A 24,269-nucleotide genomic window follows, 5' to 3' on the forward strand; every position below is an offset into this window, starting at 1 on the left:
CGGGTGAGCGTAGCTAGACCGAGACGAAATGCGACAGGATGCCCTGCACCTCGTAGATGTCGACCTGGCGGTTGAAACGCTGCTTGACCGGCTCGTTGTCGCTGCCGATCCAGATGTAGAGCTCGGCGTCGAGGTCGAAGGTGCCCGCGGTTTCGACGGAGAAGTGGCTGATCGAGCGGTAGGGGATGCTGTGGTAGCTGACCTTGCGGCCGGTGACGCCCTGTTTGTCGACCATGATCAGGCGGCGGTTGGTGAACAGCATCGCGTCGCGGACCAGGATGAACGCGGCATACACCTGTTCGCCTTGGCCGAACAGCTTCGCGTACTCCTGCTGGGCGGCGGCCGGATCTATGCGACCGGCATTGCCCATCATCCCGTCGAGCAGTCCCATGGTTTTCCCCCGTTCGGTGGCGGCTGCCGCGCCACCCCTGGTTCCATTGTGGCGCAGGTGAAGCCGGGCCGCGAGATGGTTGCGCTGCGCCATCACGAGGATCGGTGAACGCTCAGCGCGGTCGGCCCTATCGCGGAGACCCAGGACAGCGCGACTAATCTATTGCCGTGCGCGTACTCGTCATCGGTTCCGGAGCCCGTGAACATGCCCTCGTCCTGGCGCTGCGCCGGGATCCGTCCGTGACGGCGGTGATCGCCGCCCCGGGAAATCCCGGTATCGGCCAGCACGCCGAGCTACGCCCGGTCGATCCCTGCTCCGGCGAAGCCGTTGCCGCGCTGGCCGCCGAGGTGGCCGCTGACCTGGTGGTGATCGGTCCCGAGGTGCCGCTGGTGCTCGGCGTCGCCGATGTCGTACGCGCGGCCGGGTTCCCGGTGTTCGGCCCGTCGGCCGACGCGGCCCGGATCGAAGGGTCGAAGGCGTTCGCGAAAGATGTGATGGCGGTGGCCGGTGTGCGGACCGCGCACAGCGAGATCGTCGACAGCCCGGCCGAGCTGGACGCGGCGCTCGACCGTTTCGGCCCGACCTGGGTGGTCAAGGACGACGGGCTCGCCGCGGGCAAGGGCGTGGTGGTGACCGCCGACCGGCGCGCGGCCCGCGATCACGGTGCCGAACTGCTCGAGCAGGGCCACCCGGTGCTGCTGGAGTCGTTCCTCGACGGGCCGGAGGTGTCACTGTTCTGCCTGGTCGACGGCGAAACCGTGATTCCACTGCTGCCCGCGCAGGACCACAAGCGGGTCGGCGACGGCGATTCCGGCCCGAACACCGGCGGCATGGGTGCCTACACACCGCTGCCGTGGCTGCCGGAGGAGACGCTCACCGAGATCATCGACGACGTGGTGAAGCCCGTCGCCGCCGAGCTCGTCGCACGGGGCAGCTCGTTCTCCGGCCTGCTGTACGCGGGCCTGGCGATCGGCACGAACGGCCCGGCCGTCATCGAATTCAATTGCCGCTTCGGTGATCCCGAGACCCAGGCGGTGCTCGCGCTGCTGGACAGCCCGTTCGCCGAACTCCTGCACGCCACCGCGACCGGGCGTCTGGCCGAGATCGACGCACCGCGCTGGAAGGACGGCTCCGCGATCACCGTCGTGCTCGCCGCCGAGAACTACCCGGCGCGACCGCGCACCGGCGATGTGATCACCGGTGCCGACGACGGCGCGCTGGAGGGCGAAACGCTGGTGCTGCACGCCGGTACGGATCAGCGCGCGGACAAGGCGCTCGTGTCGGCGGGCGGGCGCGTGCTGAACGTGGTCGGGGTCGGTGCGGATCTCGCGCAGGCGCGGGAGCGGGCCTATGCGCGGCTGGCCGGAATCAAGCTCGCCGGCAGCCATTTCCGGACCGATATCGGTGCGACCGAAGTTGTTGTGCCGGAACGCAACAGCGTCGCGGGGTAATTCGCGTCAGGCGGTGAGGTCGAGGACCTGGGCGTTCGGAGCATTCGTCTGAATGGAGGCGATTCCCTTCTTGGCGCCTTCCTTGCTTTCGTAGCCCTGACTTTCGAGGACGATTTCGCCGTTACCGGCCTTCAGGTGGAAACGGAACTTTCCCGCCTTGTCCTTGAATACCTCGAACTTGCCTGCCATGGTTGCCTCGCTTCATTCGGAGGGAAACACTCGACAGGTTTCACATTAACGTTCCCGTGATGTCGGTGGTCTCGACGTGATGTCAATCGAGACGCAATCCATGCATTGCGAGCCAGGCCTGTGGGTCCACATGTTGACCGTTCTGGACGATCTCGAAATGCAGGTGCGGCCCGGTGGAATCGCCGCGATTGCCGATGCGTGCGATCTGCATTCCGGCGGGCACGCGCTCGCCCTGGGAGACGAAGAAGTCGTACATGTGGCCGTAGATGCTGATGGTGCCGTCGTCGTGGCGGATCCGGACCCACAGGCCGAAACCCTGCGCGGGTCCCGCCTCCACCACGGTGCCGTCGGCGACGGCGTAGATGGGGCTGCCGATGGGGCCCGCGATGTCGATGCCGCGGTGCATGGTGCCCCAGCGGGAGCCGAAGCCGGAGGTGAACGCGCCCTTCGCGGGCAGGCTGAACCCGCCGACCGACGGGGTCGATCCGGGCACCATCACGCTGGGGACCACCGGGGCGCGCTGGCCCATCCAGTCCTGCCATTCACCTGACGCGGCGGCCGCCGCCTCCGCCTTGGCGCGTTCGAGGGTGGCCCGGGCCGCCGCGGCGACCACATGTGCCTCGCGGCGCTTCTCACCTGCGGCGATGGCGTTCAGCATCGGGGTCACCGACTGCGGGTTGGGCAGCAGTTGCGGGGGATAGGCGATGGCAATGTGCAGCGCTTCGCCCGGTGCGAGTGGTCGCTCGTCGACGGCGCCGCCGAACTGTCCGTCGGCCGCCACGAACACCGCGACCGCGAGCACCCCGGCGATGAGCACGCGCCGTTCGAGTAGCATCTGACGCACCCGTTCGCGACTCGGCCGACGCGCCCACATCCCCTCGGCCTGTGCCTTGGGCCGCCGCCAGAAGACCTTGCGCACCTCGCCGCTACGAAGCTCGCCCGCGATCTCACCGACCAGCGGATACCGCGCGGCCCACTCGGTCATCCGATCGCGCGCGGCAACCTTGGTCGGCAGTTGTTCGCGCCAATTCGCTTGCAGAATACGACCGTTGACGCTGACGGGTCGACGGCGAATCGTCTCGCGGTTTCCGGTCGTTTCGGCGTCGTCGCCCGCGGGTGCCGCCGCTGTCTCGTCCGCGATATCCGTGCCGACCGAGGAGGCGGATTCCGCGCGCTCTTCCTCCGCGCGGGTGCCTTCGCCCACGTTCCGCGCTGTCCCTGTCCGCTTCATCTCGCCCCCGCGCCCCGGCCCCGACGTGACCGCAGGGGTCGCGTCGGTGGCTGCGTAATCGCTGTCGGAGCCATTGTGCCGACCATATCCGTGAACGCCCGCAATCGGGTGCTCTACCGTCGTTCGGGTGTCCAGAGAATCGCGCCGGTCGGCCATTGCCCCTTTCTACGTCATGGATGTGTGGAAAGCGGCTGCGGAACGCGCCAGGTCGCACGGCGATGTGCTGGTGCTCGCGGCGGGGCAGCCGTCGACGCAGGCGCCCGCGCCGGTACTGCGGGCGACCAGGGCCGCTATCGATCACGAATTGCTCGGATACACCGAAACATTCGGCATTCTGCCGCTGCGCGAGGCCATCGCGGGGCATCACAGCGAGACCTACGGCTACGACGTGCACCCGGACGAGGTGGTGGTGACGACCGGGTCGTCGGGCGCGTTCACGCTGATCTTCCTCGCCGCCTTCGACGCGGGTGACACCGTGGTGGTGGCGCGCCCCGGCTACCCCGCCTACCGCAACACGCTGTCCGCGCTCGGTTGTACGGTCGTCGAATTGGACTGCGGCCCGCAGACCAGATTCCAGCCGACCGTGGCGATGCTCGAAGCGCTGCCGGAGCCGCCCAAAGGTCTGGTGGTGGCCAGCCCGGCCAATCCCACCGGCACCATGATCGACCCCGCCGAGCTCGCCGCGCTGGCGCGCTGGTGCGAGCAGCACGGCACGCTGCTGATCTCCGACGAGATCTACCACGGCATCACCTATGCGGGCGCGAGCACGCCGACCTCCTCGGCGTGGGAGTTCTCTCGCGAATCGGTGGTGATCGGTTCGGTGTCGAAATACTTCTCGATGACCGGTTGGCGGCTCGGCTGGATGCTGGCCCCGGCCGACCTGCGCCCGGCACTGCAACGGCTGGCGTCGAATATGACGGTGTGCCCGCCCGCGATCTCCCAGTACGCGGCCGTGCACGCGTTCGGACCGGAAGCCAAGGATGAACTGGACGGGCATGTGCGCCGGTACTCGCGTAACCGGTCGCTGCTTCTGGAGGGCTTACCCGCGATCGGAATCACCGAACTCGCACCCGCCGACGGCGCCTTCTACGCCTACGCCGATATTGGACATTTGACCGACAATTCACGCGCCTGGTGCGCCGAAGTCCTCACCGAAACCGGTGTCGCACTGGCGCCCGGACTCGATTTCGACACTGTAAATGGAAACCACACGGTCCGTTTTTCCTTCGCGGGCGCCACCGACGACATCGCCGCAGCGCTGGAGCGTCTGGGACGGTTCCTGAAGGGCTGATTCGACCCCTTGTCAACAGTGATGTGCGACAACAACTTTGCGTAGTACGAACACATCTGTGCCGGGATACGGTAAAACTCAGTTATCCCGAATTCCCACTGTTTCCCCGATGACGATTGCGCACGGTTGAACTGATGATGACTGGCACTCCTGCACGGTGACCACGGCAACGACTCCGAAAGGCGAACGACGTCGGCAGGCTCTGGTGGCGGCGGCGGCTGAGCTGTTGCTCGAAGGCGGCTTCGACGCCGTGCGGCATCGTTCGGTGGCCTCGCGAGCCGATCTTCCACTCGCTTCGACCACCTACTACTTCGAATCGCTGGAGGATCTGATCGCCCGCGCCGTCGAGTTCAGCGGCGCGATCGAACTCGACGCGATGCGCCGCCGGGTGGGCGAGGTCAGTCATCGCCGGCGCGGCACCGAGGCGACGGTCGAGCTGGTGCTCGACGTGCTCGTCGGCCCCGACGACGGCGACCTCGAAGCCCGCGGCCAGCTCATCGCCCGCTACGAGCGTTCGGTGGCCTCGGCCCGTCACCCCGAGTTACGCGAGGTCCAGCTCCGACTACGTACCCAGCTGGAGGAACTGCTCGCCGACGTGCTGCGCCGCTCCGATCGAGTGGTGCGCCCCGAGCAGTTACGCAGGATGGTGGCCGTCGTCGACGGTGCGGTGGTCGCCGCGCTGATCGAGGGCCACCCCGAACCACGCCGACCGGCACGGGCCGGTTTGCTGGAAATGATCGACATCGTCGCCCCGCCCGTGGTCCCGAACATGATGCCCTCCCAGCCCGAACGGGTGCGGCAATTAGACTGAGTGCTCGTGAGCCTCGTCCCGAATGTCCTCGCCACCCGATACGCCAGCCCGGAGCTCGTCGCGCTCTGGTCGCCCGAGAACAAGATCGTGCTCGAGCGCCGGCTGTGGCTGGAGGTGCTGCGTGCGCAGGCCGAGCTCGGAATCGATGTCCCCGCAGGGGTTGTCGAGGATTATGAACGCGTCATCGACCAGGTGGACCTGGCCTCGATCGCCGAGCGTGAGCGGGTCACCCGCCACGACGTGAAGGCGCGCATCGAGGAATTCAACGCTCTCGCCGGGCACGAACACGTGCACAAGGGCATGACCAGCCGCGACCTGACCGAGAACGTCGAGCAGCTGCAGATCAGGCTCTCCCTCCAGCACGTCTATGACCACGGCATCGCCATCGCGGCGCGGCTGGCCGAGCGGGCTGCCGAGTACCAGACCCTGGTGATGGCCGGGCGCTCGCACAATGTCGCCGCGCAGGCCACCACGCTGGGCAAGCGCTTCGCCTCGGCCGCCGACGAGATGCTGGTCGGCCTCGCGCGCGTGCGGGAGCTGATCGAGCGTTACCCGCTGCGCGGGATCAAGGGCCCGATGGGCACCGCCCAGGACATGCTCGACCTGCTCGACGGTGACGCGAACAAGCTCGCCGCGCTCGAGCAGCAGGTGGCGACTCACCTCGGCTTCGCGAACGTGTTCACCAGCGTGGGTCAGGTGTACCCGCGTTCGCTGGATCACGACGTGCTGTCCGCGCTGGTGCAGCTGGGTGCCGGGCCGTCGTCGTTCGCACACACCATTCGGCTGATGGCCGGTCATGAGCTGGTCACCGAGGGTTTCCAGCCGGGGCAGGTCGGGTCGTCGGCGATGCCGCACAAGATGAACACGCGGTCGTGCGAGCGGGTGAACGGCCTGCAGGTGATCCTGCGCGGTTACGGCTCGATGGCGGCCGAGCTGGCGGGCGCGCAGTGGAACGAGGGCGACGTGTTCTGCTCGGTGGTGCGCCGGGTCGCGCTGCCGGACGCGTTCTTCGCCATCGACGGGCAGATGGAGACCTTCCTGACCGTGCTCGCCGAGTTCGGCGCCTACCCGGCGGTGGTCTCGCGTGAGCTCGATCGGTACCTGCCGTTCCTGGCGACCACCCGCATCCTGATGGCGGCGGTGCGCGCGGGCGTCGGCCGCGAGACCGCGCACGAGGTCATCAAGGAGCACGCGGTGGCGGTGGCGCTGGCAATGCGTGAGCAGGGGCGCGAACCCGATCTGCTGGATCGTCTGGCTGCCGATGAGCGGATGCCCCTCGACCGTGCGGGACTCGACGCGGCGCTGGCCGACAAGGCCGCGTTCATCGGCGCGGCCTCGGACCAGGTGTCCGAGGTGGTCGCGCAGGTGCAGAAGCTGGTCGAAGCCAATCCGGAAGCCGCGCGCTACTCGCCGTCGCCGATTCTGTAGAGCTGTGCGAATCAGCCCGCCACTGCCGCTTTTTCGGCGCAGGTGGCGGGCTTTCGTGCGTAAAGGTCGATACCGTACGCGGGTGAATCCGTACACGATCTTCGCCGACATCATCGCCGGGGCCGCCCCGTCCTCGAAGGTTTACGAGGACGACGAGGTCCTCGCCTTCATGGACATTCGTCCTGTGACACCGGGCCATGTCCTGGTGGTGCCCAAGGTGCCGGCGCCGAGTCTGGCCGATCTCGATCCCGCGTTGGGCGGCAAGCTCTTTCAGGTCGGGCAGCAGATCGCCGCCGCGCTGCGCAGCAGTGAGGTAGCGGCCGACGGGGTGAACTTCTTTCTCGCCGACGGGGTGACGGCCGGGCAGGAGGTTTTCCATGTGCACCTGCACGTGATCCCACGGACGCCCGGTGACGGTTTCGGCTTGCGCGCGCGGCCGACGTCACCCGCGCGGGCGGATCTCGACTACCTGGCGGGCTCGATCCGGGGCGCGCTCACCCGCTGACCCGGAATTCGGACGAAGCGGTCATCGCGGACTCGAAAGTTTGCTGAAGAAACGCCATAACCGCTGAATGCTTCCAGTTCGCTGCCCTGTGGGTTACCTTGGACTGTCATTGGCATGCGGTTATGGAGGGTACATCGTGCGTCGTACAGGTGTTGCTGCAGCAGTGCTGGCAATTGCTCTAGGTGTGCTCGGACCGACGGTGGTTCACCCCACGACGGCGTCCGCCGCACAGATCATCGGTGTCAACGAACTGACTCCGCACCGTACGGCCATCACCATCACCTCGCCCGCGATGGGCCGCAATGTCGATCTGCAGGTCCTGCATCCGGCCGGCGGTGGCTCGCGCGGCACGTACTACCTGCTCGACGGCCTCGACCCCGGCCTCGGCCAGAGCACCTGGACCAACGCCACCGACGCCGAAGCCTTCTTCCGCGACAAGAACGTCAATGTGGTGCTCCCGATGGGCGGCCAGGCCAGCTACTACACCGACTGGATCGCTGAGGATCCGCGTTTCGGCCGGTACAAGTGGGAAACGTTCCTCACCCAGGAACTGCCGGGACTGATCGACGGACACTTCAACGGCAACGGCCTCAACGGCATCGGCGGGCTGTCGATGGGCGGCAACGCGGCCTACATCCTGGCCGCCCGCCACCCCGGCCTCTATCGCGCGGTCGCCGGTTACAGTGCCTGCCCTGACATCGCGATGGCGGCGGGCGCGATGATGTTCTCCATCGTCAATCGCGGCGGCAACCCGGTCAACATGTGGGGGGCGCCCGGCAGCCCCGACTGGGCCTCGCACGACCCGGCTCTGATGATCGAAGGGTTGCGCGGCAAGGCGCTGTACTTGTCGACCGGCACCGGCATCCCCGGCCCGCACGAGACCGAACTCAAGCCGACGCTGGCCGAGAACATCTTCCTCGGCGGACCCATCGAACTCGGCGTCAACACCTGCCTGGTGGCCTTCGACCAGCGGCTGCGTGGTGCGGGCATCGGCGCCAGGATCGACTACCACCCGGTGGGCACCCACTCCTGGTCCTACTGGCAGGACGCCCTGCACGCCTCGTGGCCCTTCATCGCACCCGCGCTCGGGGCCTGAGGATCTCCTGGACTATTTCGCGGACCGTCGCCGCAAGACCGCGCTCGCGATCACGCCGATCACCGACAGCCCGGCAACGATCAGTACGTAACCCGCGGGCAGGCCGAGGATCTCGACGTACTCCTTGCTCACCACGCGATCCCGTACGGGGACGTCCTCGGCGGCGGGGCCGAAAAGGAAATCGCTGGTGATCGTGGCGGGATCGGGGATGTAGACCGAGAGCTCGGTGAGGTAGTTGTTTCCTGCGGCAAGCGCTTTCAGGTCCGAGTCGCTGGGTTCGGCGACAGGAGAGGCGAATTCGGTGGTGACGGTGTGGGCATCGGTGTCGGGGTCGATGCGCGCCACCCGGTGGTCACCGAAGATGTAAAGGTGCACCGATTGCGGTGTGACCGCGGCGGCCGACATGCGCATCGGGTACACGAGGCGGTCGGAATCGAAGGTGAGACGGACCGGGTCGAGGGCGCCGGAGAGAGGTTCGGCGCTGGTGAGGCGCATGGCGACGAAGGACCAGCCCTCGCGGAGGTAGGGGTCGAGGGTGGCGCTCACTTCGGGTCGGAGTTGATAACCGTTGGCGTCGAGCCACTCTCGGATTCCGGTGAGATCTCCGCCGCGCAAGGTGGTTGCCTCCAACGGGCCCAGCTGTACCCGGCCGAGCACCTCGGGGCCCGAACCCGGAGCGGCGCCGGATGCGTCGCCACCCAGCGAACCGCTGCCGAACCAGTCGTACTCGGTGACCCGCTCCGGCGCGGTCATGCGCGAGAGCTCCGCGAACGAGTCCGAACTCCCGGCTGAGACAGTCGCGGGTGTCGGCGTCGGCACGATCAGCGCCGCGTCGGCGCCGGCGAACCGCATCCCCAACCGCATCAGTACGGTCTCGCGCCGCCCGTCCCAGCCGAGGACCGCCGATTCACTGTTCACCCGCGCCGAACTGTCCCCGCTGACGACGCCGCCGCACGCACACGCGTTGGCCGACATCACCGCCCCCGATCCCGCGGCCAGCACCATTCCGGCAGCCAGGACCAACGATCGAACTGCGTACCGCATCCCCATGCGGTCAGATTACGCAGAACGGGCCTCGCGCGGATGCGCGGAAATACTCAGTCTTCCGGTGCGAGCGCAGTGCTGTCGAGTGCCCGCGGCCGAGTTGGCGGGCCCGGTTGGAGTGGGGCGGCTACGGTGGACCAATGGCTGGCGAGAATGAGACTGTGTCGGCGCCGATCGCGAAGAGGGCGCCCTTCGAGCGGGTCCACCATGGTGACACGTTCGTCGACGACTACGAGTGGCTACGGGACAAGGAAGACCCCGAGGTCATCGCGTATCTGGAGGCGGAGAACGCCTTCACGGCGGCGCAGACCGACCAGTTGCAGCCCCTTCGGGACAAGATCTTCGACGAGATCAAGGCCAGGACGCAGGAAACCGATCTCTCGGTGCCGACCCGGCTCGGCGATTACTGGTATTACTCGCGCAGTTTCGAGGGCAAGCAGTACGGCGTGCACTGCCGCTGTCCGGTCGACGCGAAGGCCGAGGGCATCGACGCCTGGACGCCGCCGCAACTGGAGGCGGGCTCGGCGATCGAGGGCGAGCAGGTACTGCTCGACAGCAATATCCTCGCCGAGGGTCTGGACTTCTTCGCGCTCGGCGCGTTCTCGCTGAGCCACGACGGTAACCTGCTGGCCTACTCCGTGGACAGCTCGGGCGACGAGCGCTACACGCTGCGGATCAAGGACCTGCGCACCGGCGAGCTGCTGCTCGACGAAGTGGCGGGCGCGGCGCCGGGAGCGACCTGGTCGCTGGACAGCACGCACATTTTCTATCAGACCGTCGACGAGTCCTGGCGCCCCGACACCGTGTGGCGCCACCGCGTGGGCACCGGTTCCGACGCCGATGTGACGGTGTTCCACGAGCCCGACGAGCGCTACTGGGTCAGTGTCGGCGCGACCCGCTCCGAGAAGTACCTGATGGTCTGGCTCGGTTCCAAGATCACCACCGAGGGCTGGGTCCTGGAATCGGACAACCCCGAGGGCGAGTTCCGGGTGTTGTTGCCGCGTCGCGAAGGCGTGGAGTACTCGGCCGAGCACGCGGTGATCGCGGGCGAGGACAAGTTTCTGATCCTGCACAACGATGTGGTCGACGGGGTGAAGGCGGAGAACTTCGTGCTCGCCGTCGCGCCCGCCACCGACCCGTCGGACATGACGATGCTGATCGGGCATCGTGAGGACGTGCGGCTCGAGGATATCGACGCCTTCGCCAACCACCTGGTGCTCGGCTACCGGCGCGACGCGCTGCCGCGCCTTTCGGTGTGGCCGCTCACCCCGGAAGGCTTCGGTGAGCTGACCGAGCTCGACTTCGGCCTCGAATTGTTCTCCGCCGGTGCGGGTTCGAGTCCGGAGTGGGAGCAGCCGACGCTGCGCGTGGGAGTCACCTCGTTCATCACGCCGATGCAGGTGTTCGACTACGTGCCCGCCACCGGTGAGCTGCTGCTGCGCAAGGAACAGCCGGTGCTCGGCGGTTACGACGCCGACGACTACGAGCAGCATCGTGATTGGGCCATCGCCGCCGACGGCACCCGGATTCCGATCTCGATCATCAGGCGCAGCGGGCTGCCCGACGGGCCGAAACCCACCCTGCTCTACGGCTACGGCTCCTACGAGGCCAGCATCGATCCGTCGTTCTCGGTCTCGCGGCTGTCGCTGCTCGATCGCGGCATGGTGTTCGCGGTGGCGCATGTGCGCGGCGGCGGCGAGATGGGCAGGCTCTGGTACGAGCACGGCAAGACGCTGCTGAAGATGAACACCTTCACCGACTTCGTCTCCTGCGCAAGCCATCTCATCGACACCGGCGCCACCGCTCCCGACCGGTTGATCGCCGACGGTGGCAGCGCGGGCGGGCTGCTGATGGGCGCGGTGGCCAACCTGGCCCCCGAACTGTTCAACGGCATCCTCGCCAACGTCCCCTTCGTCGACCCCCTCACCTCCATCCTCGACCCCTCGCTGCCGCTGACGGTGATCGAATGGGACGAGTGGGGAAACCCGCTGGCGGACAAGGACGTCTACGAGTACATGAAGTCGTACTCGCCGTATGAGAACGTCGAGGCCAAGAACTACCCGGCCATCCTGGCCATCACCAGCCTCAACGACACCCGCGTGCTCTACGTGGAACCGGCCAAGTGGGTCGCCAAGCTGCGCGCCACCAAGACCGGCGACAACGAGGTGCTGCTGAAAACGGAGATGACCGCGGGCCACGGCGGCGTGAGCGGACGCTACGAGAAGTGGAAGGAAGTCGGCTTCGAGTACGCGTGGGTGCTCGACCGAGTGGGTCTCGCGGACGCGTGATCGGAAGGGCCCTGGCTTCGGCCGGGGCCCTATTTCTCTTCCGGGCACGTGGTGAGTGGTGCGCCGAAATTCGTCGGGGCGTCATCGGGGCAGCACGCCGGCGTCACCTCGGGCTGTCACCGTTGGTGCATGAACGCTGAGTTGATCGTTTCGGTGTCGGGGATCCGGGATACGACTCGCGATGCCGCGATCGAATTCGCCGGGGAGATGGACGCGCGCGGTGTGCGGCTGTCGTTGCTGGTCGCGCCGCGTTTGAAGGGCAAGTACCGACTGGTCGACGATCCGGCGACGCAGTCGTGGCTGCGCGGACGTCGGCTCGAAGGCGACGCGATCGTGCTGCACGGTTACGACCAGGCCGCCACCAAGGCGCGGCGCGCGGAGTTCGCCGATCTGCCGCGGCACGAGGCGACGTTGCGGCTCAAGGCCGCCGATCGGGTCATGGAGCGGGTGGAACTGCGCACCCGGCTGTTCGCCGCGCCGCGCTGGGACGCCTCCTCCGGTGCGTTGGCGGCGCTGCCCGATGTGGGGTTCCGGATGGCCTTCGGGCTGACCAGCATGCTCGACCTGGAACGTGATGTGGCCCAACGTGCTCGGGTGTACGGGATCGGCGAGGGTTTCCGGGCCGAACCGTGGTGGTGCCGGGCGCTGGTGATGGGTGCCGCGCGCACCGCTCGGCGCGGCGGCGTACTGCGACTTGCGGTGTCGGCGGCGCAGTTGCAGCGGTCGGGGCCGCGCCAGGCGATGTTCGACGCGGTCGATCTCGCGCTCTATCACGGTGCCCGCAGCGACGTCTACCGCTGGGAGCCCTACTCGGCGGCCAGAGCTGCCTGACCGGCCGCCGCCGCGCGCGTACCGGCGATCAGCGCGCGCGGCGGTGGCCCTGATACCTCCCTGCGCGATTTATCATTCATCAGTTGATCGAGTGGTTTCCGCTAGTTGTGTAAACGCAGCAGGAGGCAACGCTGATGACGGGCACCGCGACGAAAGCCGCGACTACGACGAAATATCTGTCCTGGGTGACCTTGGCGCTGATGACCACGAGTTCGGTGGCCAGTCTGCGATCGGCGCCCACCATGGCCGTCTATGGCTTGGCCTGCGTATTCCTCTACGTCATTCCCGCGATTCTGTTTCTGATGCCGACCTCGCTGGTCGCCGCGGAACTCGCGTCGGGGTGGCAGGGCGGGGTGTATCAATGGGTCAGCGAGGGATTGAGTAAGCCGCTCGGATTCCTTGCCGTCTGGTGCCAATTCGCCATGACGATTTTCTACTATCCGAGTTTGCTCGCTTATGTAGCAAGCACTTTCGCGTACATCATTCATCCGTCGCTGGCGTCCAACGGGCTCTATGTGGCGATTGTGATCATCACTGTGTACTGGGCAGCGGTGTACGTGTCCTCGCAGGGGACGAAAACGGTGGCCGGATTGTCGAGTATGGGCCTGGTGATCGGCACACTGATCCCCGGCACACTGTTGGTCGTACTCGGCCTGGTGTTCCTCGCACAGGGCAATCCTTCTGCCGCGCCGATGAATTCGGACCATCTGTTGCCCGCATGGGCCGGTCTCGCGAGCCTCGTGTTGATCGTGAACAACTTCCTGTCCTACGCGGGCATGGAGATGAACGCGGTGCATGTGTCGTCGCTGAAGAACCCGGCCAAGGAATTCCCGAAGGCGATGTTCCTCGCCATGGGCCTGGTGCTGGTGATCTTCATCCTGCCCGCGCTGGCGATCAGCTGGGTCGTCCCCTCGGCCAGCTTGAGTCTCACCGCGGGCGTGATGCAGGCCTTCGACGCCTTCTTCAGCCATTTCGGAATCGGCTTCCTCACCCCCATCATCGGCATCGCACTGGTGGCCGCCGCGCTCGGCGGCATGCTGACCTGGCTGGCCGGACCGTCGAAGGGGCTGTTGCTGATCGGGCGCAGCGAGGGGTACCTGCCACCGTTCCTGACCCGGCTCAACAAGCACGGCGTACAGCAGAACATGCTGGTGGCCCAGGGCGTGTTCACCACGTTCATCGCGCTGCTCTACGCCTTCATCCCCAATGTCTCCAGCGCGTACTGGATTCTGTCGGTGATCACCACGCAGGTGTATCTGATCATGTATGTGCTGATGTTCGCCGCCGCCGCCAAGCTGCGCAGAGACCATCCGGATCACCCGCGCGGCTACCGGGCGCCCGCGCTGATGGCGCTGTGCGCGCTCGGCGCCGCCTCCTCGATCGCCGCGTTCACGATCGGCTTCGTGCCGCCCTCGCAGTTCGGCGCGGGCAGTCCGTGGGTGTACCTGCTCATCGTCGGTGGCGGTCTCGGCATCGTCGGGCTGCTCATTCCGTACCTGTTCTACCGAAACCGCAGGGAAAGTTGGAAGTTCGCCGTACCGGAAGGGCAGCAGGCATGACAACCGGAGACGCCCCTGACCGCAAGCGACGTTGGATCTACATCACGACCGGTGTGCTGCTCGTGGTGTTCGCCCTGACCGGGCTCTTGACCTTCAGCGCGATCCGCGAGAGCACGCAGGCCACCGCGAAAGCCGAGCAGTTGCACAACAATCTGGTCGCCGCGGGTCTACCCGCGCCGGAGACGAATGTGATCGCCGACGCGCTCGGCGAAAACGGCGGGTCGGTCTGCCAGGACCCGAGTGCGCCGATGATCAAGGCGAAATATCAGGCCTCGATCACCAACGGCGCGGCCGGGCCGGGGCAGCGTCCGGTGATCGGCCCGCGCGATACCGCCGAGGCGGTGGCGATCACGATCGCCACCTATTGCCCGGATCGCTTGCAGGACTATCTTTCCCATCTCGAAACCCTGAAGCTGGACGACACCACGAAGTGAGGCCGAAGAGATGACCGACGATGTGACGGCGCTGCGCGGCAAGGTTTCCGGGCTGATGGGACAGGCGAAAAAGGATCTGGCCCAGCTCGTTTCGTTCGAATCCGTCGCCGACCCCCGTCAGTTCCCGCCGGAAGGCTGCACGCAGACCGCGCAGTGGGTGGCCGACGCGTTCGCCGCGGCGGGGCTGACCGAGGTCGGTCTGCACGAGACGCCGGACGGCAGCTCGGCTGTCATCGCGTCGAAGCCGGGGCCGCCCGGCACGCCGACGGTGCTGCTGTACTGCCACTACGACGTGCAGCCCCCGCTCGACGATGCCGCGTGGAAGACGCCGGTCTGGACGCTGACCGACAAGGACGGGCGCTGGTACGGGCGCGGAGCGGCCGATTGCAAGGGCAATATCGTCACCCATCTCACGGCCTTGCGCGCGATCGGACCCGACTTCCCGATCGGGATCAAGGTGGTGGCGGAGGGTTCGGAGGAGCAGGGCACCGGCGGTCTGGAGAAGTTCGTCGTCGCCGATCCCGCACTGCTGCAATCGGATGCGATCCTGGTCGCCGATTGCGGCAACTTCGCCGTCGGGGTGCCGACGTTCACCCAGACCCTGCGCGGGATGGTGAATGTGGTGCTGACGGTGAAGACCCTCGAAGGGCCGATGCATTCGGGGATGTTCGGTGGACCGGCGCCGGACGCGCTCGCCGCGATGATCCAGCTGCTGTCGTCGTTGCGCGATGCCGAGGGCAACACCACGATCGACGGACTCACCGACGATCAGAAGTGGGCCGGTGCGCAGTATCCGTCGGCGGACTTCCGATCCGACGCCGGTGTGCTCGACGGTGTCGACCTGCTCGGCGACGGAACCGTGTCCGACATGCTGTGGGCGCGGCCCGCGCTCACCGTGCTGGGGATGGACGTGCCCGCGGTGGTCGGGTCGTCGGCGGCGATCCAGCCGAGCACCCGCGCCCGGCTCAACCTGCGTATTCCGCCGGGAACCGAGCCGAAGCGGGCCTATGACCTGCTGGAGAAGCACCTGCGCGCGCACGTGCCGTGGAACGCGCACCTCGACATCGAGGTCGAGGCGCTCGGCGAGCCGTTCGTCGCCTCCGAACACGGACCCGCCCGCGACGCGCTCGGCAAGGCGATGGAGACCGCCTACGGCCGGCCGGTCACTACCGAGGGCCAGGGTGGGTCGATCCCGCTGTGCAATGTCTTCCACGACACATACCCGAAGGCCGAGATCATGCTGATCGGGGTGGAAGAGCCGAAATGCCTGATCCACGCGCCCAACGAGAGCGTGGACCCCAGCGAGATCGAGCACATGGCACTGGCCGAAGCGCTGTTCCTGACCAGCTATCGCTGACTCAGAACTGGCCCTGGTCCTCGGCTTCGAGTACACGGAACTCGGTGCCGGCCGGGGCCATTTCGGTCAGCCTGCCGAAGTAGACGCCGTAGGCGGCGGGATCGATGATGCCGAAGTGGATGGGGATCGCGGTGCGTGGATTGACCGCGCGCAGGTAGTCGACGGTGTCCCAGATCCGCATCCACGGGGCCACGGCCGGGATGGCGAGCACGCCGACCGGGACCGGCGGCACCCACAGTGAGTCGCCGGGGTGGACCAGCTGGGCGGGGTCCGACGCGGTGCCGAGCTGGAAGACGGTGTTGTCGACCACCGGGATCTCCGGGTGGATCACCGCGTGCCTGCCACCGCCGCCGGTGATCTGTAACTCGCCGATATCGAGCACCTGACCAGCCGAAACCGGCTCCCAACCCTCGCTGCGCTGCTGCGCGGTCTGCGGATCCGACAGCAGGCGGGCGCCGGGATTGTGCTCGATGAGCTCGCCGATCCGGTTCGGATCGATGTGGTCGGGGTGCTGGTGCGTCACCGCGATCGCGTCCAAGCCGGTGATGCCCTCGAACCCGTGCGCGAAGGTGCCGGGGTCGAACAGCACTTTCACGCCGTGCAGTTCCACGAGGATGCAGGAATGTCCGAAGTGGGCGATGCGCATACCCGATGCTAAGCCGCCGTGACCCCGGAACGCGGGCACGACGTCCCTGTCAACTAGGATTTCTGGGGTAACCCACACACCACTTGAGGAGCAACGCGTGGCACGAGTCGTGGTCGAGGTCATGCCGAAGGCCGAGATTCTGGACCCCCAGGGGCAGGCCGTGGTCGGCGCGCTCCCGCGTTTGGGATTCGCCGGGATCTCGGATGTGCGGCAGGGCAAGCGATTCGAGCTCGAGGTGGACGACAGTGTGTCGGACGCCCAGCTCGAGCAGATCGCCGAGGCGCTGCTGGCGAACACGGTGATCGAGGACTGGAAGGTCGTTCGGGTCTCGTGAGCGCTCGCATTGGCGTTATTACTTTTCCCGGGACGCTCGATGATGTCGACGCCGCTCGGGCGGTTCGGTTGGCCGGCGCCGAGGCTGTGAGCCTGTGGCACGCCGATGCCGATATCAAGGGTGTCGACGCTGTCATCGTGCCCGGTGGATTCTCCTACGGGGATTACCTGCGGTGCGGGGCGATCGCACGGTTCGCGCCGGTGATGGGCGAGGTCGTTCGCGCCGCCGGGCAGGGTCTGCCGGTGCTGGGTATCTGCAACGGCTTCCAGGTTCTGTGTGAAGCCGGGTTGCTGCCGGGCGCGCTGACCCGTAACGAGGGACTGCACTTCATCTGCCGGGACGAGTGGTTGAAGGTCGAAGCGACCGATACCGCGTGGAGTTCTCGGTATGAGCAGGGTGCGCAGATCCTTGTTCCGCTGAAGTCGGGCGAGGGGCGTTTCCAGGCTTCGGAGAAGGTGCTCGACGAGCTCGAAGGCGAAGGTCGCGTGGTGTTCCGGTACGCGGGTGACAACCCGAACGGGTCGCAGCGTGGTATCGCCGGAATTTCCTCGGCCAACGGGCGCATTGTCGGATTGATGCCGCACCCCGAGCATGCCACCGAGGCATTGACCGGACCGAGCGATGACGGTCTCGGAATCTTCTTCTCGGTGATCGATAGTTTTGTCGGGGCCTGATAACTCGGTTATCCCCGGTCGACACTAGAGGGTGTCGATGATGTCGAAGTCGACCCCGTTCGCCATTGCCAGGTGGGCGGGGCCTACTGCTTGATTGCCGAGGAAACCTCGGCGGGCGGCCGGCCCGTCCAGCACCAGACCGGTTTCCGTCGCCGCGGAGATGGTTTCCACGTCGAGCGTGCCTGTCGCTTCGGCCATGGCGTTCAGCAGGTGGATCGCTTCGTAGGTGGAGTTGCTGAAAGTGGTCAGCGCCGGGGCGAATCGGCCCTGGTGACGGTGGTAGCGGGCGCGCCGGGATCGGCCCTCGGTGGTGTTGTTGTCGAGGAAGAAGCTCGAGGCCACGTAGAGGTTGGTGTTCGCCGACGGGCCCGCACTGAGTAGGACGTTCTCGTCGACCGCCGGGCTGAGGCGGGGCATCACGGCGGGGAGGCCGGTGGCGGTGAACTGCCGGTTGAAGCGGGCTGTGTCGGCACCGACCATCAGGATCAGGACGGCGTCGGCGAGCAGGAGCGTGGGGTTCTCCAGGAAACCGCGGAAATCGGTGGTGCCGAGGGGGACGTAGTGCTCGACGATGATGTCGTACGGGTTGGGCAGGGTCCGGCGCAGCGCGAGAGCTGTTCGGCGAGGCCAGATGTAATCGTTGCCGATCACTGCCCAGCGACGCACTCCGAGTTCGCGGGCCATCCAGGCCGCCGCGGGAACTGTTTGGTGGTCGGGGTGTTCGCCGACCAGGAGGACGCCGGGGCGTTCGTCGGGCAGGCCCTCGTGGTCGGTGGCGTAGAGATAGGGGACGCGGGCGTCCACGACCGTGGCAACCGCCCGGCGCACCGCGGAGGTGTGCCATCCGGTGATCGCGCCGACCATTCCGGTGGCGAGGAAGGCCCCCACCTCGGCCGCTACCTCGTGTGGTTCGCGACCGCCGTCGATGGTGGTGAGGTGTATTTCTCGGCCGAGAATTCCTGTGCCGCTATTGATTTCGTCTACGGCCAGGGAAATCGCGGCGGTACACGATGGTGCGATGATGCCACCGGGGCCCTGCGTGGGGACGATCGAGAGAATCTCGATCGTTTCATCCCGGCTCTGACCATAGAAAGGCACTCTGTACTCTATCGCCTAGCGCGAACAGGATTGTTCTAATGAATTTCTCGGCAGGTGGGAATGCAATCGGTGTCCATCATAAGTGGGTATTCCACGCTGCACGGGGCCCTGCGCTCCGCGGAGCGTAACTGGGTAGGTCGGCTCGAATCGGCGCTGTCGGCTGACAATCTCACGGCCGACCACTGGGCGATCCTGTCGCAGTTGTCCACCGACGACGGGATGACCATGTCGGAACTGGCCGCCCAGGCGCGGCTGGCCCCGTCCTCGGCCACCCGGCACGCGGACAACCTGGCCGAACGCGGGCTGATCTTCCGGGTCGCCGCCACCGACGATCGGCGTCGAATCCTGATCGGGCTGAGCAGTCTCGGCGCCAAACTGGCCGCCAGGATCCGCGCGCAGGAAAAGCTCGCGGAGGACGAACTGCGCTCGCGCCTCGGGATTCGCCGCTACGGCGAATTACTGGCCGCGCTCGCGGTTGTCGCCGAACGCGACGACTGATCCGAGCGCGGTATTCCGGGGCGGGATGCCGGGGCGCGACATCGTGCCTAGGATCGCAGGATGCCGGTTTCCTTGACAGCGGCCACGGCCAGCGGATTGTGTGCCTTCATCGATGCGTCACCCTCGCCGTTCCATGTGTGTGCGACGGTGGCGGCCGAGCTGGACGGCAACGGGTTCACGCCGTTGACCGAGGCGTCGGCATGGGACGACGCGGGCGGGAAACACTATGTGGTGCGCGGTGGTTCGCTGATCGCGTGGGCTGACTACGACGCGGTGCCCGCCGCTCCCTTCCGGGTGGTCGGCGCGCATACCGACAGCCCCAATCTGCGGGTGAAGCAGCATCCGGACCTCGCGGGGTCGGGTTGGCAGCTGGTCGGGCTCGAGCCGTACGGCGGGGCCTGGCTGAACTCCTGGCTGGACCGGGAGCTCGGTCTCTCGGGGCGGCTCAGTGTGCGCGAGGGCGCGCGGATGCGCGATGTGCTGGTGCGCATCGACGAGCCGATCCTGCGGGTGCCGCAGCTGGCCATTCACCTGTCCGAAGACCGTCGCGGGGTCACTCTCGACCCGCAACGGCACGTGAACGCGATCTGGGGAATCGGCGACGCACCCGCGTCGTTCCTGGACTTCGTCGCCGAGCGGGCCGGGGTGAACGGTGCCGATGTGCTCGGTTGGGAACTCATGACCCACGACCTCGCGTCGAGCACGATCGTCGGCCGCGATCTCGATCTGGTGAGCGCGCCGCGGCTCGACAACCAGGGCACCTGCTATGCCGGATTGCAGGCATTCCTCGCGGCTGCCGACGAGCCGGGGGCGGCGACGGCGGTGCTGGTGATGTTCGACCACGAGGAGGTCGGGAGCCAGTCCGATCGTGGGGCGCAATCGGATCTGCTGCCCGCGGTGCTGGAGCGGATCGTGCTGGCCCGCGGTGGTGGGCGTGCCGACTACCTTGCCGCGCTCGCAGGTTCGGTGGTCGCCTCCGGCGATATGGCGCACGCGACGCACCCGAACTATCCGGACCGGCACGAGCCCGCGCATCGCATCGAGGTCGGCGGTGGACCGGTGCTCAAGGTGAATCAGAACCTGCGCTACGCCACCGACGCGGCGGGCGCAGGCGCGTTCGCGCTCGCCTGCGCGCAGGCCGAGGTGCCGCTGCAGCGCTATGTCCACCGCGCCGATCTGCCGTGCGGCTCGACCATCGGCCCGATGACGGCCGCCCGCACGGGGATGTCGACCGTCGACGTCGGCGCACCCCAGCTCGCCATGCACTCGTGCCGCGAACTCATGGGCGCCGCCGACGTGCCCGCCTATGCCTCGGCTCTCGCGGCGTTCCTGACCCCGGAAGCGACGGACTGACGGATTCGAGGGATCGGGTCGGGCTCGCTCAGTTCGTCGCGAGTTCCGAGGTCGCCGAAGGCTTTCGGGCCGGGCGGTAGGTGATCACCGCGTAGACGATCACGGCGAACGTGGTCCACACATAACTGCTGCCGATGATCTGCTGCCACCAGGCCCAGGCGAGTTCCTTCTCGCCCGAATGTGGCAGGACCCACTGCGGGCCGACGATGAACATCAGTGTGAACAAGATGACGACAGTGGTGAAGGCGCGGGAGCGGCGGCGCACGGCCAGACTCACGGCGACGACCAGCGCGGGCGCCACCCAGACCCAGTGATGCGACCACGACACCGGCGAGACCAACAACACGGCGGCCGCGTTCACCAGTAGCGCGCCGACATCGTTGCCCGCGCCGATCAGGCGGTACATCCACACCGAGGCCAGCGCGATCGTCAGCGCGGACAGGCCGAGCCACAGCCCCGTCGCCAGCGATTCGTCCATGCCGAGGCGGAACAGCGTGCCCTTGATCGACTGGTTGCCCGCGAAGTAGGGGGTCCCGATGCGGCCGGTGTCGGAGACGGTGTGGAACCAGTATTCGACCGAGTCCTTCGGGAACAGCAGGAAGCCGACGCCCACCGCGGCCGCAGCCGACGCGACCATGGTGGCCGCGGCCTTCCAGTCCCGGCGGAGCAGGAAATACAGCAGGTAGCCTGCCGGAATCAGCTTGATCGACACCGCGATGCCGATCAGCATCCCGCGTGGCCAGAACGGCTTGCGCACCAGAATGTCGATGGTGACCGCGGCCATCAGGATCAGGTTGATCTGGCCGAAGTTGAAGGTCTGGCGGACCGGTTCGAGGAACTGGGCCAGGCCGAGCCCGGCGATCAACACGGTGAGGACCGAGATCCGGTCGAGCTCGGGACGCACGCGAACCAGTACCAGCCACAGCGCGACTGCCAGGCTCGCCAGCGAGGTCGACAGCACGACGACCTCGGCGACCACCAACGGCATCAAGGCCAGCGGCACGAAGAACATCGCGGCCAGCGGGGGATAGGTGAACGGTAGGCCGAGGCCGTGGACCGGCGGCATCGGGCCGTACAGGTCGCCGCCGTCGAGCCACACGCGCGCGCCGTTGCGGTAGACCTGCAGGTCGATGAACCCGTGCCACCAGTGCGCGAGGAGTGCGACGGCCGCGGAGACGACGAACAGCCCGACGGCCGCGGTCAGCAGGCGTCGTTGGCGCTCCAGGCGGTCGGGATCGGGAATACGCGGCTCTACCTGCTCGGCAACCCCCGGACTTTCGTTCACGGCGCCAGAGTAACGGGTACTCCGATGCCCCAACCGCAAGTGTGACCAGACCGAATCCGGTACCTCCCCAGCGTGAGGGCAGGACGGGCGGCAGGCGGTCACCCAGCAACCATTAGACTCTGCAGATCAAGTTCCCCCCGGCCGAAAGGACCCTGGTCTCCCGTGACACTGCAGGTCGACACCGTCGCTACCGCCGCAGCCACCCCGGATGCTCCGCAGCCGTACAAGGAACTCGGTCTCAAAGACGACGAGTACGCCCGCATCAAGGAAATTCTGGGCCGTCGGCCCACCGATGCCGAGCTGGCGATGTACTCGGTGATGTGGAGCGAGCACTGCTCCTACAAGTCCTCCAAGGTGCACCTTCGCTACTTCGGTGAAACCACCACCGACGAGATGAAGGCCTCCATGCTGGCCGGGATCGGCGAGAACGCCGGCGTGGTCGACATCGGCGACGGCTGGGCCGTCACCTTCAAGGTGGAGAGCCACAACCACCCCTCCTACGTGGAGCCGTATCAGGGCGCGGCCACCGGCGTCGGCGGCATCGTGCGCGACATCATGGCCATGGGCGCACGCCCGATCGCGGTGATGGACCAGCTGCGCTTCGGCGCGGCGGACGCCCCCGACACTCGTCGCGTGGTCGACGGTGTGGTGCGCGGCGTCGGCGGTTACGGCAACTCGCTCGGCCTGCCCAATGTCGGCGGCGAGACCGTCTTCGATGCCTCCTACCAGGGCAACCCCCTCGTGAACGCGCTGTGCGCGGGCGTGATGCGCGTGGAAGACCTGCACCTGGCCTTCGCCTCGGGCAACGGCAACCGGATCATCCTGTTCGGTGCGCGCACCGGCCTCGACGGCATCGGCGGCGTGTCCGTGCTCGCCTCGGACTCCTTCTCCGGCGACGAGTCCGGCACCGGTCGCAAGAAGCTGCCCGCCGTGCAGGTGGGCGACCCGTTCACCGAGAAGGTGCTCATCGAGTGCTGTCTCGACCTGTACGCGGCCGGGCTGGTCGTCGGTATCCAGGACCTCGGCGGCGCCGGGCTGTCCTGTGCCACGTCCGAACTCGCCGCTGCGGGCGACGGCGGCATGCACATCGACCTGACCAGGGTCCCGCTGCGCGCCAAGAACATGACCCCCGCCGAGATCCTGTCGAGTGAATCGCAGGAGCGCATGTGCGCGGTCGTGACGCCGGAGAACGTGGACGCGTTCATGGCCGTCTGCAAGAAGTGGGACGTGCTGGCCACCGACATCGGTGAGGTCACCGACGGCGACCACCTCGTCATCACCTGGCACGGCGAGACCGTGGTGGACGTGCCGCCGCGCACCGTCGCCCACGACGGCCCGGTCTACGAGCGCCCCGTGCAGCGTCCCGACACCCAGGACGCGCTGATCGCCGACACCACCGCCACCCTGACCCGGCCGAAGACCGGCGACGAGCTGCGCGAGACCTTGTTCACGATGATCGCCAGCCCGCAGCTGTGCAGCCGCCGCTGGATCACCGAGCAGTACGACCGCTACGTGCGCGGCAACACCGTGCTGGCCGAGCACGCCGACGCGGGCGTCGTCCGTATCGACGAGTCCTCGGGCCGCGGTATCGCGCTGGCCACCGACGCGTCGGGCCGCTACACCAAGCTCGACCCGTACACCGGTGCGCAGCTGGCGCTGGCCGAGGCGTTCCGCAATGTCGCCACCACCGGCGCCACTCCCAAGGCCGTCACCAACTGCCTGAACTTCGGTTCGCCGGAGGATCCGGGCGTGATGTGGCAGTTCCAGCAGGCCGTGCGCGGTCTCGCGGATGGTTGTGTGGCCCTTGGCATTCCGGTGACCGGCGGCAACGTGAGCTTCTACAACCAGACCGGCAAGGACGCCATCCTGCCCACCCCGGTGGTCGGTGTGCTCGGCGTGATCGACGATGTGCACCGCCGCATCCCGACCGGCCTCGGCCTCGAGCCGGGTGAGTCGCTGATCCTGCTCGGCGAGACCCGCGACGAGCTGGACGGCTCGATCTGGTCGCAGGTCGTCCACGATCACCTCGGTGGCGTGCCGCCGCAGGTCGACTTCGCCCGTGAGCAGCTGCTCTCGGAGGTGCTCACCTCGGGTTCGCGCGACGGCATGATCTCCGCCGCGCACGACCTGTCCGAGGGTGGTCTGGCGCAGACCGTCATCGAGGCGGCGCTGGCAGGCGAAACCGGCTGCCGCATCGTGCTTCCCGAGGGGTCGGACCCGTTCGTGCAGCTGTTCTCCGAGTCGGCCGGGCGCGTGCTCGTCGCGGTGCCGCGTTCAGAGGAGACCCGGTTCACCAAGATGTGCGACGCGCGGCAGCTGCCGTGGGCGCGCATCGGCGTGGTGGACCAGGGTTCGGATTCGGTCGAGGTGCAGGGGCAGTTCTCCGTGACACTCGCCGAATTGCGTGAGGCATTCGAAGGCACGCTGCCTAAGCTGTTCGGAGCGCATACCGCCTGATCCACCGGACGAGGAGTC

Annotated in this window: 23 protein-coding genes; 16 read left to right on the forward strand and 7 right to left on the reverse strand. The window is 67.2% G+C overall.

Translation table 11 applies throughout. The features are described 5' to 3' along the window. Positions 1-13 precede the first annotated feature (13 nt). Entirely contained in the window at positions 14-391 is a 378-nt protein-coding gene (locus IBJ82_RS10325; RefSeq protein WP_194826202.1) for a PH domain-containing protein, read from the reverse strand. 167 nt (positions 392-558) lie between these two features. Here IBJ82_RS10325 and purD point away from each other — a divergent pair, with 167 nt between their 5' ends. After that, positions 559-1,842: a phosphoribosylamine--glycine ligase gene (gene purD, locus IBJ82_RS10330; RefSeq protein WP_194825704.1), complete on the forward strand. Its 1,284-nt coding sequence runs from the start codon at positions 559-561 to the stop codon at positions 1,840-1,842. A gap of 6 nt (positions 1,843-1,848) precedes the next feature. Here the strand turns inward: purD and IBJ82_RS10335 are convergent, their stop codons facing one another. Both IBJ82_RS10335 and IBJ82_RS10340 read right to left on the reverse strand, forming a co-directional pair. After that, positions 1,849-2,031, reverse strand: a complete 183-nt coding sequence (locus IBJ82_RS10335; protein WP_194825705.1) for a YegP family protein — start codon at positions 2,029-2,031, stop codon at positions 1,849-1,851. Positions 2,032-2,113: 82 nt separating this feature from the next. Then, a complete protein-coding gene (locus IBJ82_RS10340; RefSeq protein WP_370585250.1) occupies positions 2,114-3,235 on the reverse strand; it encodes a M23 family metallopeptidase in 1,122 nt (373 codons plus the stop codon). Positions 3,236-3,389: 154 nt separating this feature from the next. Between IBJ82_RS10340 and IBJ82_RS10345 the strand changes: the two genes are divergently transcribed. The 5 genes from IBJ82_RS10345 to IBJ82_RS10365 all read left to right on the forward strand — a co-directional run bounded on the left by IBJ82_RS10345 (position 3,390) and on the right by IBJ82_RS10365 (position 8,393). Next, entirely contained in the window at positions 3,390-4,553 is a 1,164-nt protein-coding gene (locus IBJ82_RS10345) for a pyridoxal phosphate-dependent aminotransferase (RefSeq protein ID WP_194825706.1), read from the forward strand. Between the two features lie 157 nt (positions 4,554-4,710). After that, entirely contained in the window at positions 4,711-5,364 is a 654-nt protein-coding gene (locus IBJ82_RS10350; protein ID WP_194825707.1) for a TetR family transcriptional regulator, read from the forward strand. 6 nt (positions 5,365-5,370) lie between these two features. Further along, positions 5,371-6,792: an adenylosuccinate lyase gene (gene purB, locus IBJ82_RS10355; protein ID WP_056819329.1), complete on the forward strand. Its 1,422-nt coding sequence runs from the start codon at positions 5,371-5,373 to the stop codon at positions 6,790-6,792. 82 nt (positions 6,793-6,874) lie between these two features. Further along, on the forward strand, positions 6,875-7,297 hold the full coding sequence (locus IBJ82_RS10360; RefSeq protein WP_056818792.1) for an HIT family protein: 423 nt from the start codon (positions 6,875-6,877) through the stop codon (positions 7,295-7,297). A gap of 136 nt (positions 7,298-7,433) precedes the next feature. Continuing rightward, on the forward strand, positions 7,434-8,393 hold the full coding sequence (locus IBJ82_RS10365) for an alpha/beta hydrolase (protein WP_370585251.1): 960 nt from the start codon (positions 7,434-7,436) through the stop codon (positions 8,391-8,393). Positions 8,394-8,405: 12 nt separating this feature from the next. Here the strand turns inward: IBJ82_RS10365 and IBJ82_RS10370 are convergent, their stop codons facing one another. Next, positions 8,406-9,443, reverse strand: coding sequence for a DUF2330 domain-containing protein (locus tag IBJ82_RS10370; RefSeq protein WP_228536828.1), 1,038 nt, complete (start codon positions 9,441-9,443; stop codon positions 8,406-8,408). Positions 9,444-9,577: 134 nt separating this feature from the next. Here IBJ82_RS10370 and IBJ82_RS10375 point away from each other — a divergent pair, with 134 nt between their 5' ends. From IBJ82_RS10375 to IBJ82_RS10395, 5 genes are all read left to right on the forward strand, one after another. Continuing rightward, entirely contained in the window at positions 9,578-11,725 is a 2,148-nt protein-coding gene (locus tag IBJ82_RS10375; RefSeq protein WP_194825709.1) for a S9 family peptidase, read from the forward strand. A 129-nt stretch (positions 11,726-11,854) separates the two neighbouring features. Further along, positions 11,855-12,556 carry a DUF2334 domain-containing protein gene (locus IBJ82_RS10380; protein ID WP_194825710.1) on the forward strand — a complete coding sequence of 234 codons (702 nt, stop codon included), beginning with the start codon at positions 11,855-11,857 and terminating at the stop codon, positions 12,554-12,556. Between the two features lie 134 nt (positions 12,557-12,690). Further along, on the forward strand, positions 12,691-14,115 hold the full coding sequence (locus IBJ82_RS10385; protein WP_194825711.1) for an APC family permease: 1,425 nt from the start codon (positions 12,691-12,693) through the stop codon (positions 14,113-14,115). Beyond that, positions 14,112-14,549, forward strand: a complete 438-nt coding sequence (locus IBJ82_RS10390; RefSeq protein ID WP_194825712.1) for a hypothetical protein — start codon at positions 14,112-14,114, stop codon at positions 14,547-14,549. Before IBJ82_RS10385 ends, IBJ82_RS10390 begins: the two co-directional genes overlap by 4 nt. A gap of 10 nt (positions 14,550-14,559) precedes the next feature. Beyond that, positions 14,560-15,906, forward strand: a complete 1,347-nt coding sequence (locus IBJ82_RS10395; protein ID WP_194825713.1) for a dipeptidase — start codon at positions 14,560-14,562, stop codon at positions 15,904-15,906. A gap of 1 nt (position 15,907) precedes the next feature. On the opposite strand, the gene IBJ82_RS10400 is transcribed toward IBJ82_RS10395, so the two are convergent. Next, complete coding sequence (locus IBJ82_RS10400) at positions 15,908-16,552, reverse strand: MBL fold metallo-hydrolase (RefSeq protein ID WP_062982678.1); 645 nt, start codon at positions 16,550-16,552, stop codon at positions 15,908-15,910. A gap of 97 nt (positions 16,553-16,649) precedes the next feature. On the opposite strand from IBJ82_RS10400, the gene purS reads away from it, so the two are divergent. Both purS and purQ read left to right on the forward strand, forming a co-directional pair. After that, the gene (gene purS / locus IBJ82_RS10405; RefSeq protein ID WP_056818769.1) at positions 16,650-16,886 is read left to right on the forward strand and encodes a phosphoribosylformylglycinamidine synthase subunit PurS; all 237 of its coding nucleotides are present in this window, start codon (positions 16,650-16,652) and stop codon (positions 16,884-16,886) included. After that, the gene (gene purQ, locus IBJ82_RS10410) at positions 16,883-17,560 is read left to right on the forward strand and encodes a phosphoribosylformylglycinamidine synthase subunit PurQ (RefSeq protein WP_194825714.1); all 678 of its coding nucleotides are present in this window, start codon (positions 16,883-16,885) and stop codon (positions 17,558-17,560) included. The genes purS and purQ overlap by 4 nt, the downstream gene beginning before the upstream one ends. A 24-nt stretch (positions 17,561-17,584) precedes the next feature. Here purQ and IBJ82_RS10415 read toward each other — a convergent pair whose 3' ends face one another. Then, complete coding sequence (locus IBJ82_RS10415) at positions 17,585-18,658, reverse strand: substrate-binding domain-containing protein (RefSeq protein WP_194825715.1); 1,074 nt, start codon at positions 18,656-18,658, stop codon at positions 17,585-17,587. A gap of 60 nt (positions 18,659-18,718) precedes the next feature. On the opposite strand from IBJ82_RS10415, the gene IBJ82_RS10420 reads away from it, so the two are divergent. Both IBJ82_RS10420 and IBJ82_RS10425 read left to right on the forward strand, forming a co-directional pair. Next, the gene (locus tag IBJ82_RS10420) at positions 18,719-19,156 is read left to right on the forward strand and encodes a MarR family winged helix-turn-helix transcriptional regulator (RefSeq protein WP_056818763.1); all 438 of its coding nucleotides are present in this window, start codon (positions 18,719-18,721) and stop codon (positions 19,154-19,156) included. 60 nt (positions 19,157-19,216) lie between these two features. After that, entirely contained in the window at positions 19,217-20,509 is a 1,293-nt protein-coding gene (locus IBJ82_RS10425) for a M18 family aminopeptidase (RefSeq protein ID WP_194825716.1), read from the forward strand. A 28-nt stretch (positions 20,510-20,537) separates the two neighbouring features. Here the strand turns inward: IBJ82_RS10425 and IBJ82_RS10430 are convergent, their stop codons facing one another. Continuing rightward, the gene (locus tag IBJ82_RS10430) at positions 20,538-21,794 is read right to left on the reverse strand and encodes a glycosyltransferase 87 family protein (protein WP_194825717.1); all 1,257 of its coding nucleotides are present in this window, start codon (positions 21,792-21,794) and stop codon (positions 20,538-20,540) included. Between the two features lie 162 nt (positions 21,795-21,956). Between IBJ82_RS10430 and purL the strand changes: the two genes are divergently transcribed. Then, a complete protein-coding gene (purL, locus tag IBJ82_RS10435; protein WP_194825718.1) occupies positions 21,957-24,251 on the forward strand; it encodes a phosphoribosylformylglycinamidine synthase subunit PurL in 2,295 nt (764 codons plus the stop codon). The last annotated feature ends 18 nt before the right edge of the window (positions 24,252-24,269 follow it).

The sequence above is a fragment of the Nocardia sp. XZ_19_231 genome, assembly GCF_015355705.1.
GTDB classification, from domain to species: domain Bacteria; phylum Actinomycetota; class Actinomycetes; order Mycobacteriales; family Mycobacteriaceae; genus Nocardia; species Nocardia salmonicida.

Bases quoted from the DNA above. Each gene is read 5' to 3' on its own strand.
- IBJ82_RS10325 (WP_194826202.1), bottom strand. From the start codon at position 391: ATGGGACTGCTCGACGGGATGATGGGCAATGCCGGTCGCATAGATCCG.
- IBJ82_RS10335 (WP_194825705.1), bottom strand. From the start codon at position 2,031: ATGGCAGGCAAGTTCGAGGTATTCAAGGACAAGGCGGGAAAGTTCCGT.
- IBJ82_RS10370 (WP_228536828.1), bottom strand. From the start codon at position 9,443: ATGGGGATGCGGTACGCAGTTCGATCGTTGGTCCTGGCTGCCGGAATG.
- IBJ82_RS10375 (WP_194825709.1), top strand. From the start codon at position 9,578: ATGGCTGGCGAGAATGAGACTGTGTCGGCGCCGATCGCGAAGAGGGCG.
- IBJ82_RS10380 (WP_194825710.1), top strand. From the start codon at position 11,855: ATGAACGCTGAGTTGATCGTTTCGGTGTCGGGGATCCGGGATACGACT.
- IBJ82_RS10385 (WP_194825711.1), top strand. From the start codon at position 12,691: ATGACGGGCACCGCGACGAAAGCCGCGACTACGACGAAATATCTGTCC.
- IBJ82_RS10390 (WP_194825712.1), top strand. From the start codon at position 14,112: ATGACAACCGGAGACGCCCCTGACCGCAAGCGACGTTGGATCTACATC.
- IBJ82_RS10395 (WP_194825713.1), top strand. From the start codon at position 14,560: ATGACCGACGATGTGACGGCGCTGCGCGGCAAGGTTTCCGGGCTGATG.
- IBJ82_RS10400 (WP_062982678.1), bottom strand. From the start codon at position 16,552: ATGCGCATCGCCCACTTCGGACATTCCTGCATCCTCGTGGAACTGCAC.
- IBJ82_RS10420 (WP_056818763.1), top strand. From the start codon at position 18,719: ATGCAATCGGTGTCCATCATAAGTGGGTATTCCACGCTGCACGGGGCC.
- IBJ82_RS10425 (WP_194825716.1), top strand. From the start codon at position 19,217: ATGCCGGTTTCCTTGACAGCGGCCACGGCCAGCGGATTGTGTGCCTTC.